This window comes from Sphingobacterium sp. HJSM2_6 (assembly GCF_049316305.1).
Lineage (GTDB): Bacteria > Bacteroidota > Bacteroidia > Sphingobacteriales > Sphingobacteriaceae > Sphingobacterium.
Window position 1 is genome coordinate 1 of record NZ_JBMOXB010000020.1, and the last position, 13,240, is coordinate 13,240.

General features: G+C 36.0%; 14 protein-coding genes. 3 read left to right on the plus strand and 11 right to left on the minus strand.

The annotated features are described in order from the left end of the window. Positions 1 to 151: 151 nt before the first annotated feature. Positions 152 to 544 carry an SRPBCC domain-containing protein gene (locus ACFRAE_RS15775; RefSeq protein ID WP_422798135.1) on the minus strand — a complete coding sequence of 131 codons (393 nt, stop codon included), beginning with the start codon at positions 542 to 544 and terminating at the stop codon, positions 152 to 154. Positions 545 to 600: 56 nt separating this feature from the next. On the opposite strand from ACFRAE_RS15775, the gene ACFRAE_RS15780 reads away from it, so the two are divergent. Beyond that, positions 601 to 1,968, plus strand: a complete 1,368-nt coding sequence (locus tag ACFRAE_RS15780; RefSeq protein WP_422798136.1) for a methyltransferase RsmF C-terminal domain-like protein — start codon at positions 601 to 603, stop codon at positions 1,966 to 1,968. Here ACFRAE_RS15780 and coaBC read toward each other — a convergent pair. From coaBC to ACFRAE_RS15795, 3 genes are read right to left on the minus strand one after another with little or no spacing between them, the layout of a single operon-like run. Beyond that, positions 1,963 to 3,177 (minus strand): bifunctional phosphopantothenoylcysteine decarboxylase/phosphopantothenate--cysteine ligase CoaBC, encoded by a 1,215-nt coding sequence (gene coaBC / locus ACFRAE_RS15785; RefSeq protein WP_422798137.1) that lies wholly within the window; start codon positions 3,175 to 3,177, stop codon positions 1,963 to 1,965. The two genes, ACFRAE_RS15780 and coaBC, sit on opposite strands and share 6 nt — an antisense overlap. A gap of 9 nt (positions 3,178 to 3,186) precedes the next feature. Beyond that, positions 3,187 to 3,513, minus strand: a complete 327-nt coding sequence (locus tag ACFRAE_RS15790; RefSeq protein ID WP_422798138.1) for a DNA-directed RNA polymerase subunit omega — start codon at positions 3,511 to 3,513, stop codon at positions 3,187 to 3,189. Between the two features lie 44 nt (positions 3,514 to 3,557). Continuing rightward, entirely contained in the window at positions 3,558 to 4,469 is a 912-nt protein-coding gene (locus ACFRAE_RS15795) for an outer membrane protein assembly factor BamD (RefSeq protein WP_422798139.1), read from the minus strand. A gap of 294 nt (positions 4,470 to 4,763) precedes the next feature. Here ACFRAE_RS15795 and ACFRAE_RS15800 point away from each other — a divergent pair, with 294 nt between their 5' ends. Together ACFRAE_RS15800 and ACFRAE_RS15805 are read left to right on the plus strand one after the other, a co-directional pair. After that, a complete protein-coding gene (locus tag ACFRAE_RS15800) occupies positions 4,764 to 5,039 on the plus strand; it encodes a NifU family protein (RefSeq protein WP_422798140.1) in 276 nt (91 codons plus the stop codon). 112 nt (positions 5,040 to 5,151) lie between these two features. Further along, positions 5,152 to 5,763: a hypothetical protein gene (locus ACFRAE_RS15805; protein ID WP_422798141.1), complete on the plus strand. Its 612-nt coding sequence runs from the start codon at positions 5,152 to 5,154 to the stop codon at positions 5,761 to 5,763. Here ACFRAE_RS15805 and ACFRAE_RS15810 read toward each other — a convergent pair. From ACFRAE_RS15810 to ACFRAE_RS15840, 7 genes are all read right to left on the minus strand, one after another. Further along, positions 5,760 to 6,989 carry an ABC transporter permease gene (locus ACFRAE_RS15810; RefSeq protein ID WP_422798142.1) on the minus strand — a complete coding sequence of 410 codons (1,230 nt, stop codon included), beginning with the start codon at positions 6,987 to 6,989 and terminating at the stop codon, positions 5,760 to 5,762. The two genes, ACFRAE_RS15805 and ACFRAE_RS15810, sit on opposite strands and share 4 nt — an antisense overlap. A 4-nt stretch (positions 6,990 to 6,993) precedes the next feature. After that, entirely contained in the window at positions 6,994 to 7,635 is a 642-nt protein-coding gene (locus tag ACFRAE_RS15815; RefSeq protein WP_422798143.1) for an MBL fold metallo-hydrolase, read from the minus strand. A 15-nt stretch (positions 7,636 to 7,650) separates the two neighbouring features. After that, a complete protein-coding gene (gldD, locus tag ACFRAE_RS15820) occupies positions 7,651 to 8,238 on the minus strand; it encodes a gliding motility lipoprotein GldD (RefSeq protein WP_422798144.1) in 588 nt (195 codons plus the stop codon). Further along, a complete protein-coding gene (locus ACFRAE_RS15825) occupies positions 8,223 to 8,975 on the minus strand; it encodes a shikimate dehydrogenase family protein (RefSeq protein WP_422798145.1) in 753 nt (250 codons plus the stop codon). Before ACFRAE_RS15825 ends, gldD begins: the two co-directional genes overlap by 16 nt. Continuing rightward, on the minus strand, positions 8,972 to 10,381 hold the full coding sequence (locus tag ACFRAE_RS15830) for a tetratricopeptide repeat protein (RefSeq protein ID WP_422798146.1): 1,410 nt from the start codon (positions 10,379 to 10,381) through the stop codon (positions 8,972 to 8,974). The genes ACFRAE_RS15825 and ACFRAE_RS15830 overlap by 4 nt, the downstream gene beginning before the upstream one ends. Before the next feature lie 213 nt (positions 10,382 to 10,594). Next, positions 10,595 to 11,971: an OmpA family protein gene (locus ACFRAE_RS15835; RefSeq protein ID WP_422798205.1), complete on the minus strand. Its 1,377-nt coding sequence runs from the start codon at positions 11,969 to 11,971 to the stop codon at positions 10,595 to 10,597. Between the two features lie 241 nt (positions 11,972 to 12,212). Continuing rightward, entirely contained in the window at positions 12,213 to 13,226 is a 1,014-nt protein-coding gene (locus ACFRAE_RS15840) for an inorganic phosphate transporter (RefSeq protein WP_422798147.1), read from the minus strand. Positions 13,227 to 13,240 lie beyond the last annotated feature (14 nt).

The window sequence follows — 13,240 nt, forward strand, 5'->3', positions numbered from 1 at the left end:
ATGGGAGTTGTTAATGTGCTAACAGCTCCTATCCAAAGGTTCACAAATCTTGCTAATAAAATAGTATTGTAATAGCTTACTTCCTGGTCTTAGGAAATACCTTAGGGGATCATAAGGAGTGATTTGACTTCAAGTCTAATAATTTTATTGCTTATATTTCTTCTTCCTCTTCATAGAATTCCAAGAGGGAAGCAATATAGGTATCATTCCATCCTTCGACGATTTCCTCGTAGGCTTCTTCTGGAATATTTTGATGGATAACTTCTAAAGAGGTTCCTTTTTTATGTTCGTGTAATTTGAGTGTAACGATGGAATCTTCTTCTTGTTCACCGAAATACCATTGTTGTACAATTTTTTGGTAGGGCTTAAGTTCGAGGAACTTACCCGTTATTGCAGCATCCCACATGGAAAATTCGCCTCCAATTTGTGGGTCTATTTCCACTAAATCACCAGTCCATAATCGGATGGTAATCTCCGTCGTCAAGGCTCTATACAGTTCCTCTGGGCTTGCTGGTATGATGTAGTATTTCTTAAAATCTTTCATTTGCTTATTAAAAAAAGGATAATTCCTGTAAATTTACATAGATTTATTAGCAAAACATGAGTAATATCCTGCCAAATGCGCTTATTAGAAAATTAGGTGCCAATCCATATTTCGATGAACAAGCATTTTTAGATGCTCATGAAAACGGAAATAAATTAACTTCAATTCGCACAAATCCATTTAAAAGAACTTCTTTTGATTTTAATTTGGGAACACCTGTACCATGGTGTGATACGGGTTTTTATTTAAATACTCGGCCTAAATTTACACTTGATCCCCTATTTCATGCGGGTTGTTACTATGTACAGGAAGCCTCTTCCATGTTTATTGCACATATTGTCGCTCAATTGGGATTAGCAGATGACCCCATTAAAGCATTGGATCTATGTGCTGCACCTGGTGGTAAAAGCACATTATTAGATTCGTATTTAAATCCTAAAAGCTTCCTGGTAGCCAATGAAATTATTAAAGCTAGAGCCAATATCCTTCAGGATAATTTAATGCGCTGGGGCCTGTTTAATATCGCTGTCAGCAATAATGATCCTGCGGCATTTAAACGTTTACCTGGCTTTTTTGATTTAGTTTTGGTAGATGCACCTTGCTCGGGATCTGGCATGTTTAGAAAGGATGAGGATAGTATTGATGAATGGTCTGAAGCTGCCGTAAAACTGTGTAGTGAACGACAGAAACGAATTTTGGCAGATATGATGCCTTGTCTTGCGAGTTACGGAACCTTGATTTATTCGACTTGTTCGTATTCAGAGGAGGAGAATGAAGCTATTGTAGATTGGCTTATGGAGGAATATGGTTTTGAATCTATTCAGATTCCTATCAATGAATCTTGGGGTATGGAAGAAACCAGGTCTAGCATGAAGCAAGGTTATGCTTATCGTTTTTATCCACATCGAGTGGAAGGGGAAGGCTTTTTCGTCGCTGTATTGAAGCTGAAAGATGTTCAGCCTTCGTTTGCGCTTAAGAAATTGAAAGTGGAAAAGCCTGTAGTTAGCTTCGAGCAGGTTAAACAATGGTTGAATGCTGGGCATGATTTAACAACCTTGGTTCACAATGATGAAGTGCATGTCTTTTTAAAGGAACATGAATTGTACGTAAAGGCGATACAACAGGTGCTCTACTTGAAAAATGTAGGAACAACTATTGGAAAGTGGATGGGAAAGGAGCTATTGCCTTCGCATGATTTGGCAATGAGTATTTATTTGAATGCTGATATTCCTGCTGTGGAATTGGATTTAAATGCGGCGCAAGATTACCTTCGGAAAGAGTCGCTGGATATGAAAAGTTTTGATTCGGTGGGTAAGGGATGGTGCTTGGTGAAGTATAAAGGCATTTCATTGGGCTGGGTAAAGGCATTGGGCAATCGGGTAAATAATTACTATCCGAAAGAGCTTAGAATAGCTAATTTATAAGAGGCCTTCTGATTGTTGATGTTCGACGATGAGTGCACAAATGTCTTGAGCAACTTCATCCTTTGACTTGAGTTCAAAGGGAAATTCTTCTCCTGATCGCTTGATAACCGTGATTTTATTCGTGTTATGTGCAAATCCGGCACCTTGATCGTTCATGGAATTGAGGACGATAAAATCGAGGTTTTTTCTTTGGAGTTTGTCCTTGGCATGCGCTATTTCATTGTTGGTTTCTAACGCAAAACCTACTAAAGTTTGTTTTTCGGTTTTTAATGTTCCTAAATGACTTAGAATATCTTTGGTTTTCGTTAATGCGATGCTAAACTGCTCTTCTTTTTTCTTAATTTTTTGCGTAGCGACTTCTTGTGGGGTATAGTCTGCAACCGCTGCACTCATGACTATAATAGCTGAATCCGAAAAATTGCTTTGCATAGCATTGAACATATCATTCGCAGAAACCACATCTATTCGTTTTACCGATGCTGGAATTGGTTGGCTGCTTGGCCCACTAACTAGAGTAACTTCTGCGCCTAATTTCTGCAATTGAGCCGCGATGGCATAACCCATTTTACCTGATGAATGATTCCCAATAAAACGAACAGGGTCTATAGCTTCATAAGTTGGTCCTGCTGATACTAATGCTTTTTTACCAAATAACGGTTTGGACTGTTGGAAAAAATGGTTGATGTATGCGAGCATATCTGCTGGTTCGGCTAATCGGCCTTCACCTATTAAACCACTAGCGAGTTCTCCATTGCCAGGCGGAATGATATCATGACCATATTGTGTTAATAGCTGAATGTTTCTTTGGACCGCTGGGTGTTTCCACATGTCTAAATCCATCGCTGGAGCAAATGCAACGGGTCCTTTGGCAGATAAATAAACGGCTAATAATAGATTGTCACATAACCCTAAAGCACATTTGGCAAGCGTATTTGCTGTTGCTGGTGCTATGAGAAGGAGATCTGCTGACTCGGCAATATGGACATGGTTATTCCACTCTCCTGTGTTTTCCTTATAATAATCCACCAAAACGGGCTTATTAGATAAGGTTGAAAGGGTAAGGGGGCTAATGAATTGGACGGCCTCATTCGTCATGATGACTTGAACCTCGGCCTCTGCTTTGCGAAGAAGTCTTATTAAGGTTGCAATTTTATAAGCGGCAATACTGCCGCTTATTCCAATTACAATATTTTTGCCTTTCAAAGACATAGAATTAGTTTATTCTTGTTCTTTAGATGGATTTCTGTAATACACCTTCTCATGTAAAAATTCGTCTAGCGCTACTAAAGATGGCTTTGGCATGCGCTCATAGTGTTTTGAAATCTCGATTTGTTCACGATTTTCAAATACCTCTTCCAAGTTATCATTGCTACTAGCAAACTCAGAAAGCTTTTGATTAAGCTCTTCCTTTATATCTACAGAAATCTGATTAGCACGTTTGCTAATGATTACGATTGATTCGTAAAGGTTATCGGTACCTTTGTCCAATTCTCTTAAGTCACGAGTGACTGTTGAATTTGGAACTGTATTTTTATTTTGGCTCATATATACTTAAATATGTATGTTCTAAATATTGTTTGCTTATTAAATTAATTCGTTTCTACTGGTACAGCAGATTTCTCTGTTACCCCAAGCTCTTCTTGACGTTTCTTGCGCGCCTCTTCATCATCGTTAACTAACTTGATTGCTGCTGCAATTTTACGTTCTGCACTGGATCTAAGGGAGTTCAACTCCGCATTATACTTGCTTTCTGGGAAGTGTTCTGTGAAAGAATCGTAGTAGTCTAACATCTGATTGAACCTGTCTTCTTGACGGTGAGGAAAGCTATTGTCTGCGAATAAATATTGTGATTTTACCAATAAGAATTCTACTTCTTCAGCATGTTTGGTATCAGGATATTGTTTTAATACGTTTTCCAACGCAATAACTGCAGCTCGGTAATCATCTGGTAAGCCCATGTTAAAGTATAACTTGGCATTATCAAATGCTTTTTTCTCCAACTTATCTCTTAAGTCTTGAATTAAATTTCCAGCTTCTTCAGCGCGTTCTGATTCAGGGTATAGATTGACAAATAATTGAAGCTGGTCAATGGCCTTCTTCGTATTATCTTGGTCTAAATTTGATCTTGGTGAATCTAAATAATAACAATACGCAGACATGAATCTACACTCTTCTGCTCTTGCACTATTTGGATAATTGTCTGCAAATGATTTAAAGTGATATCTAGCAGAAATATAGTCCTTTAGACGATAACTCGCATAGGAAGTATAATAGAATAAATCTTCCGCTTCTGCAGTTCCTCTATACTTGGCTACTAATTCTTCAAATAATGTTAAGGCTTTGGAGTACTTACCTTTCTCGTAGTACTTCACAGCTTCCTGATACTTCATTTGAATATTATTACTGGCTCTTAATTTTTCGAATTTACTTTTACAGCTCGTTAATCCGCTGAAAAGCAATAAAACGACAATAAGGCTAAATACATGATTCTTTAAAAACATTTTACAAAGATACGTCAATTAATACTAATTTTCAATTATATTTATTACACGAAAATAATGCTTTAAATACGAGTTTAAACCAGCACGCTAGCCTTTTAACACTCTTTAACTTACGGGTTTTTGTTCTCCTTAGCGCTCGTATTTTAATTGGCATGTACTTTTTCATGTTTAATAATGAAATGAATAGGGCACACTTTGGTCAAAACAATGTTGAAATCAAGGTTGAAAAAGGAATTTTCTAAGAAAATGATTATATTTACACATAAAAATTGATTTTAGATTATTGTAACAAAAATGGATTTATTAGAGAGAGTAGAGCAGGCATTAGATTCAATTAGACCGTATTTGGAAACAGATGGTGGCAATGTTTCTGTGGAAGAAATCACACCAGATAATGTGGTCAAGTTGAAATTACTTGGTACTTGTGCGAATTGCTCTATGAGTATCATGACATTTAAGGCTGGTCTTGAACAAGCAATCAAGAAGGCTGTGCCAGAAATAGTAGCGGTTGAAGCAATTAACCTAACGGATATGAATGATCCAAATGCTATTAATCCGAATCAATTATAAAGAGATTGGAAGAGGTTAACACAATTTAACATCGTCCTTTTTGGATTTAATTTACATTTGTAGGGTGATACCATTGAAACTGAAATATATAGGACTTATACTGATTTTGTTTTTGAGTTTGACAAGTCAAGCGCAACAGAAGAAAATTGTCCAATTTTCAGGTTTTGTTACAGCTACGGGTACGGATGTGGCTGTCCCCTATGTGACCGTGAGAAACGCGAGTTATGGTAATGAAACTTTTGCCGCAAATCATGAAGGGTATTTTACTTTTGTAGCGCATACCGGTGATGTTATAGAAATTTCCTCTATCGGATACCAATCGGTATCAATCACTATCCCTAATGTAGAGGATGATAAGTATTCTGTATCTGTGGAAATAATGCCATTGGTTAAGGAACTTCCTGTTATCGTGATGGGTAGACCCATGCCTTGGGCTAGTATTGAAGAGTTTAATCGGGAGTTTTTATCCTTGAATGTGAATAATGATGAGGTGCTTTCGGCTAAGCGAAATTTAACGCCTCAGGCTTTAGCTTCTCTTTCACGGGTATTACCACGCAGTGCCGAGGAAATTCAAGCATTTAATAATTTACAAAGACATATGAATATGTCGAATAAAGCCATTAACCAAAACATGGCTAATCCGCTGTTGAATCCTTTTGCTTGGGGGAAATTGATCAATCAAATTAAACGTGGTGATTTTAGTCGGGAACGATTGAAATACTAGTTTGAATCTAGCATATTAATCTTATTAAATTCTCGAATATTTAAGCGACTAGCTAAGTATGATACTAGGGTAGATACAACTAATATCGTCACGATAATTATGAAAAAGTCTGAATAACGAATATCTACTGGATAGGCATCAAATAAAGAGCCTTCTGATGTTTTAACAAAGCCAAACACATCTTGTGCTATACAAAAGCCTAATCCTAGCAAGGCTCCAACGGTGCTGCCAATCAGGGCAATCATTATGCCTTGGTAAAAAAAGATATTTTGAATGAGCTGATGGTTTGCGCCTAAGCTTTTTAATACAACAATGTCTTTTTTCTTATCGATTACCAACATGGTTAAAGATCCGATAATATTGAATATGGCTATGATGCCTATGATGGTGACAATAAAGAATACTATCCATTTTTCGGACCGTACGGTCTTATACAGGGTTGGGTTTTGTTCTTCCCTATTTTTTACCAGATATTCTTTGCCAAGCTTTTTCTGTATTTCATTTTTTAGCTGTGCTGAGTTGTCATTACTTCCATAAAGCTCGATTGCGGTGATTTGATCGTATTCGTTTAGTAGATCTTTCGCAAAATCAATAGGCACCAGGATTAAATCATCAAAACCCGGTTGATTATTTAATATGGCGCTGGCAGGAATTTTCCTTGTCCGAATATCTTCAATAGGATTTATATTGTTTGGGGAAGCTTTTTTATCGGGAATGTTTAGTGTCAGTTGGTTATTTAAGCCCTGTATGGGGACTTGAAGATTTGCTTGAACCAGTGCGCCTAAGATGGCATGATCAATGCTGTCTAGCCGTACATTAAGGGTGCCAGCAAAGAGCATTTCGTGAGAGGCATGGGTCAAAATACTTTTTGGCTCAATGCCTTTTACTTTGGCTATAAATTGATGGTTATTGTACTCCGCAAGGACCTTATCTTCCAATACTTCGCTATAGGATGTTACTTTAGGGTTTTTGCGTAGTTCCTCAAATTTTGGATCCTTGGTGCTGAATACCTTGCCTTTGACAGGTTCAATCCGTAATTCGGGGGAAAATACACTGTATTGCGAAAGGATGAACTTTTCTAGACCATTATAGAAGGATAGGACGATAACTAATGCGGCTGTGCTAATTAAAACGCCGACAACGCTTATTGCCGAGATGATATTGATCGCATTAATCGTTTTTTTTGAAAATAAATACCGGTTTGCAAAGAATATAGGCAGCCTCATATGCTTATGCTCTTAAGAATGGATTGTTTTCCTTCTCGTCTTGGATATTGGTCGGCTGACCATGACCTGGATAGACAAGGGTATCTCCTGCTAAGGTGTAAATTTTATTAGCAATGCTGTTTAATAGTTGTTGATGGTTTCCTCCTGGTAAGTCAGTTCTTCCTATGCTCCGATAAAATAGGACATCGCCACCAATTAGAAATTTATGTTCTTCGCTATATAAACATAAATGACCTGGTGAATGGCCTGGTGCTAGGATGAGACTCAATTGGTTATTGCCTATCGTGATTTTATCATTTTCTGTAAGGAAACGGTCGGGAATAGGTGAGGGTTCGTACCTAATGCCCATCTGTGGTGCATAGTTTTGTACTTGGATGATTAATGGAAGTTCATTCTCATGAAAATTAGGTAGTACATGGTAGGTGTCACATATGAACTTATTCCCTAATACATGATCGATATGTCCATGGGTATTAATTAAGCTACATACGTTTAACTCATTCTTTTGGATATAGGAGGCAAAATATTCTTCTTCTTGATAATTGTGCATTCCTGGATCTACAACAACACAATTCTTTTCATCATCAAAAATGAGATAGGTGTTCTCTTGATAAGGATTAAATGTAAATGATTTTATATGTAGCATATCCAAAATTAGGAATTATTTCCATTTTAAGGATATTATTAATTGGTTTATATCGGTTTTAATAAAATCTAAAACAGGTTGTATTGAATCTAAATTTGGCTTTTCATTAAAATATAATGCGCCTCGTATAAAATGTTTGGTACTATCTGTTAAATAAAATTGATAATTGGAGGCTGTATTTCCCCCTATTTGATAGGCTATCCCAAACTTGTTTTCATTTGGGATACGGATGTTCTCTTGATCTATTGATGTAGCCTTACTGGTATGCTTGAATGCAAAGATTCGCGCATCTTCCGATAATTGTTCTAACGTGATTTTGTTTTGGAAATTAAAGTAACTGATGTGTAGTGTGGCATTGAATTGAGGGAATTGTATATTCTTCCAACATGGTTCCTCTTTGTCTGCATTGACAAAGTCTGTTACTTTTGCGTATGTGGGAATTGAAAATTCATAGGGACATCCTATAGTTGTTTGTACGTATTCTTTTTCAGGAAATGGAATGCGAAAGTATCCATTTGGTTTAGGGGAATAATCATTATTTGCACAAGATAGTATGCTTGTTGCTAGTAATATGAAGAATGATATGATTATTCTTGATTCCAAATTTCCCAATTTTTCTCTGCTTGAAGTATTAGCATTTCATAGCCGTTTTTAATAGTGGCGCCTTTTGATTTTCCAATAGTTAAAAACTTCGTTTCCTCTGGATTGTATATTAGATCGTATAGTAAATGTTCCTTGCTAATACCGCTGTAAGGTATATTAGGACATTCGTCTAAATTTGGATACGTACCTACAGGGGAGCAATTGATGATGAGTAAATGATCTTTGATTATATTTTCATTCAATTGATCATACGAAAGACTTTGTCCATTGGCTTTTCGACTTACGATCTGATAGTCAATACCAAGTTGTTTTAGACTGTAGATAACCGCTTTGGTTGCTCCACCATTTCCTAATATTAATGCCTTTTTGTGATGGCTTTTTAGTAGTGGTTTTATGGATTCAGAAAAACCATAGGCGTCCGTATTAAAGCCTTTTAAATAAGGTTCAGATTGACCTTCAATACGTTTAATTTGAATACAATTTACGGCTGCAATTTCCTTGGCTTCTTCAGAAAGTTCATTTAAGAGAGGGATAACCTCTTGTTTATAGGGAATAGTAACATTAACTCCATATAAGTTGGCCGTGTTATTGTATAATGCTTTAAAATCATTGATGGAAGGTATAGGATATAAATCGTAATCTATATGCTTGATACCTTCATTCGAGAATTTTTCTAAGTAATATTTTTTTGAAAATGAATGACTTAATGGATATCCAATTAATCCTAACTTCCTCATTTATTGTTTGTGTATTTTTTAATAATATCAATGATCACTTGGTTCCCTTGCAATTGAGGTAAGTATTCAAAAAGAATATAATTTTTTTCTGGATCTATATTTAAAGCTAAATCCAAGAAATTTAATGCATCATTATACTTGCCTGCGGCAAATAAATAGGCGACCATTCGATAATATAAAAGTGCATCATCAGGGTTGCATTTTATTGCCTCGGATATTACATCGATAGCTTCTTGTAGATGTGATTGTTCATACAGTAAGGAAGAATAATCTAACCATGCTTCTACATCGGTAGGATTTAGTTCAACCACTTTTCCGTAGGCTTCGATGGATTGATCATACTGTTTCAATTTATATCGTGCATCTGCAATAGCGAACCAATAATCTGGATTTTCATCATCTATTTCTAATGCCTTTTTATAAAAGTGCAAGGATTCAAAATAACGTTCTTCAAAATCTAATGTTACTCCAATACCAAACCAAGCATCACTTTGATTACTATCTAACTTTACTGCTTTTTTATAATATTTACGAGCCTCATCCATTTTCTCCAATTTCTCGTAACATTCACCAATGGCACAGTAAGTATCTGCTGTAGGTGGTTCATATTCAAAAGTTTGCTTATAGACCTCTATCGCTTCGTTGTAACGATCAAGATTAACTAAGGCATTTCCTTTATTAAAATATGCTGATGAAAAGTTGTCTTTAATTAATATTGCATAATCGTAGGCATCAATAGCCGCAGCAAATTGTTCTAATTTATGGTATGCATTTCCTAAGTTATACCATGCAGCGAAAGAATAGGGATCTGAATCAATATATTGAAGGTAAAATTGAACACTTTCTTCATGTTTACCTAAAACATCATAACAGAAAGCGATTTCGTACAAAGCTTCTTGGTTGTCTTTATTGATATTCAAACACATTTTCAAATTTTCAATTGCCTTCAGGTAGAAGCCTTGAATTTGATAAAGATTCGCAATTTGATAATACACTTCATCAGGATTTTCACTCAACTCCAATGATTTCATGAAGTTTTCCTCAGCCAATTCATGTTCCGATAGCGTGGAAAATATCGTCCCTTTAATAAGGTAAATGTCAGCCTCTGATGGCTCTAGAAACTCGGCTTTAGTAAGGGCTTCTAATGCTAATTCAAATTGATGTGTACTGGTTAATAACTGTGCTTTTTTGATGATGAAAAGGGTTTCAAAAGGGTGCTGAGCTATCGCATAATCGATAACTTGCAAAGCTTTTATAGGATCATTTTTAGAAATATAATAATCAATAATACTTTCAAATGCTTTAGTATCAAAGAAATATTGATCTTCATTTCTCAACATTTCCTCGTACCTATCTACAGAAAATTTTTGTTCTTCTGGAGAGTCAAATTCAAAATCTTCTTCCATATATCGACTAATTTATTAAATATGCAGCAATTATTCTCTTAGTTATGTTGAAAATAGCGTTTTTTGTTGAGCATTCTTTTATTTTGTTTTCCACATATCCACAGTATATTGACTGCTTGACTGTTAAAAAGTAAAATCTGTAAAATATATTTTAATAAAAAAGCCAGTTCATATGAACTGGCTTTTTATATAAGCAATTGTTAAAATTAACAATTATTTTTTGATTTCAACACGACGGTTTTGAACACGTCCTTCTTCAGTGCTGTTAGAAGCAATTGGATTAGCTTCTCCGTAACCTGAAGCTGTGATGCTTGAAGCAGACACACCAGCGTTAACTAAGTATTGTTTTACAGCGTTAGCGCGGTCTGTAGATAAAGTCAAGTTGTAAGCTTCAGTACCTTCAGCAGATGCATATCCATCTAAAGAAACTGATGAACTGTTATCTTTCAATTCTTTAGCTAATTTATCTAAAGTAGAGTAAGATTCAGTTTTCAATACAGAGCTATCAAATTCAAATTGAATTGGAGAATAGTAAGCTGAAGTATTGTTAGTTAATTGTTGAGGCTCAGGAAATTTGATTGGACATCCAGAACCGTCAACTACTGTACCAGCAGGAGTTCCAGGACATTTGTCAAATTTATCAGATACACCGTCACCATCAGAATCTTTGCTTAATTGATCAACAGTACCTTCTAAAGCAGATACGCGTTGTTTTAAAGCTTCAACTTCGTTACGTAATGAAGGATCTTTCAACTCATCATATAATGTAGCAACTGGGTTAGCGAACGTTAAGTTTTCTTTATCACGAGAACCTAAAGTGAATTCTAAACCACCGTATACATTAGAGAATTTTTGTTTTCCGTCATATCTTACTGGTCCGTATAACAAGTTATCATCAGTGAAGTTCATTGTGTAACCTAAGTTCAAGGCAACAACTTCAGATAATTTGAATTTAACACCAACACCAACTGGTACGAATCCAGTTAAACGGTTGTCACGGTCACCAGTTTGAGTACGATCTCCGAAAACTTCTTCACCCCATTGTCCTTCGTTGTTGTAAACAGGATTTCCAGTGAAATCAGTAGTACCGTATTGTACTGGGTTATGAGCCATAACACCTAAACCTACTTTAGCGTAGAAATTAACTGCATTTTCTCTTCTTAAGAAATCAACAGTACCTAATTGGAATACTCCATTTAAGCTAGCTGCCCAATTTACTGAAGTGATTGCAGATTTTGCACCATTTGCAGTTTCAGAAGCAGTAATCATTTCGTGGTTGTAAGTTTTGATCTTACCACGGTTTCCTTCTAATTCTAAACCGAATAAGTGAGAGAATTGTTTACGGATAGTTAATCCATAATATTCACCTACTTTATTTTGGAAATAACCAACTTTTTGACCGAAACCATTTTGGCCACCTAAAATAGTGTTTGGAGTTGTGATACCACCTTGTACTCCGATAGACCAAGTTTTGTATTGAGATCTACCACCAAATACTGTTGGGGTTTGTGCTTGAGCATTTTCTGCAAAGCCTAAAGCGGCTACTAGAGAAGCTGCAACAGCTGTTTTTTTAATTGTAGAATAGTTCATACTCTTTTTTTTAAGGTTATTAAAATTTTTAATTGTTTCTAGTTTAAAAATCATTTAACATTACTTAACAATAACAATGCCAAAAAATGTTAAACTTCTCATACATAAGTCTTCTGATTTAAATCAGAGGGTTTTGCCGCGTAAAAATAGTTATTAACATTTTATAACGCAAATATTTTGATAAATCTTTATTACAAATCAATAAATTATTAATTCACGCCATTCCTTTGTAGTTTTTTAGCTACAAAATTAAGTGTATTGCGGCCAATGTTAATCCACCCAAAATAGCGCTCACAGGTATTGTCAAAATCCATGCCCACAATAAACTGATGGTTACTCCCCATCGAACTGCAGAAACTCTTTTAACAACCCCTACACCAATGATGGATCCTGTAATAGTATGTGTGGTAGAAACTGGAATACCAAAATGTTCGGTAATACCAAGAGTAATTGCTCCAGCAGTTTCCGCACTTACTCCCTCTAATGGAGTTACTTTGGTAATTTTTGTACCCATGGTTTTCACAATTTTCCAACCACCACTCATGGTACCTGCAGCAATAGCAGCGTAACAAGCTAATGGAACCCATTCTGGCATGGCTTCAAAGTTTGGAATAATACTTTGAGCAATTAAAGCTGTGGCAATAATACCCATTACCTTTTGTGCATCGTTACCACCATGAGCAAAACTTAAGCCTGCAGATGAAACCAATTGCAGTATCTTAAACCATTTTTCAGCAACACTTGGACGAGCTTTTTTACAGATATTAATAATGATTAAAGTGATAATGATGGAAATCATCATACCTACCAGCGGTGCCAAAACGATAAATGATAGAATTTTTAGTGTAGCACTGACATTAATAGCATCTAAAGGATTGGAACCCATAAACAAGGCATAGGTCATACCAGATCCAGCAAATCCACCAATTAAGGTATGACTAGAACTGGAAGGAATACCGTAATACCAAGTAAACAAATTCCAGGCAATCGCCGCGACCAGTCCAGCAAATATCACCTCGAGGGTTATATACTCCTCGATGACGGTTTTGGCAATCGTGTTTGCAACTTTATGATCTGTAAAAACGAAGTAGGCAACAAAATTGAATATTGCGGCCCAGAGAACGGCCATAAATGGGGTCAATACTTTGGTCGATACGATGGTAGCGATAGAGTTGGCTGCATCATGAAAGCCATTAATATAATCGAATGCTATAGCCAATACAATGACTATAACTAATAGCGTAGTTATTCCCATTATTTCTTATTTAT

Excerpts from the sequence above, each read along its gene's own strand:
- ACFRAE_RS15775 (WP_422798135.1), bottom strand. The coding sequence starts at position 544 with ATGAAAGATTTTAAGAAATACTACATCATACCAGCAAGCCCAGAGGAA.
- ACFRAE_RS15780 (WP_422798136.1), top strand. The coding sequence starts at position 601 with ATGAGTAATATCCTGCCAAATGCGCTTATTAGAAAATTAGGTGCCAAT.
- coaBC (WP_422798137.1), bottom strand. The coding sequence starts at position 3,177 with ATGTCTTTGAAAGGCAAAAATATTGTAATTGGAATAAGCGGCAGTATT.
- ACFRAE_RS15790 (WP_422798138.1), bottom strand. The coding sequence starts at position 3,513 with ATGAGCCAAAATAAAAATACAGTTCCAAATTCAACAGTCACTCGTGAC.
- ACFRAE_RS15795 (WP_422798139.1), bottom strand. The coding sequence starts at position 4,469 with ATGTTTTTAAAGAATCATGTATTTAGCCTTATTGTCGTTTTATTGCTT.
- ACFRAE_RS15800 (WP_422798140.1), top strand. The coding sequence starts at position 4,764 with ATGGATTTATTAGAGAGAGTAGAGCAGGCATTAGATTCAATTAGACCG.
- ACFRAE_RS15810 (WP_422798142.1), bottom strand. The coding sequence starts at position 6,989 with ATGAGGCTGCCTATATTCTTTGCAAACCGGTATTTATTTTCAAAAAAA.
- ACFRAE_RS15815 (WP_422798143.1), bottom strand. The coding sequence starts at position 7,635 with ATGCTACATATAAAATCATTTACATTTAATCCTTATCAAGAGAACACC.
- ACFRAE_RS15825 (WP_422798145.1), bottom strand. The coding sequence starts at position 8,975 with ATGAGGAAGTTAGGATTAATTGGATATCCATTAAGTCATTCATTTTCA.
- ACFRAE_RS15830 (WP_422798146.1), bottom strand. The coding sequence starts at position 10,381 with ATGGAAGAAGATTTTGAATTTGACTCTCCAGAAGAACAAAAATTTTCT.
- ACFRAE_RS15835 (WP_422798205.1), bottom strand. The coding sequence starts at position 11,971 with ATGAACTATTCTACAATTAAAAAAACAGCTGTTGCAGCTTCTCTAGTA.
- ACFRAE_RS15840 (WP_422798147.1), bottom strand. The coding sequence starts at position 13,226 with ATGGGAATAACTACGCTATTAGTTATAGTCATTGTATTGGCTATAGCA.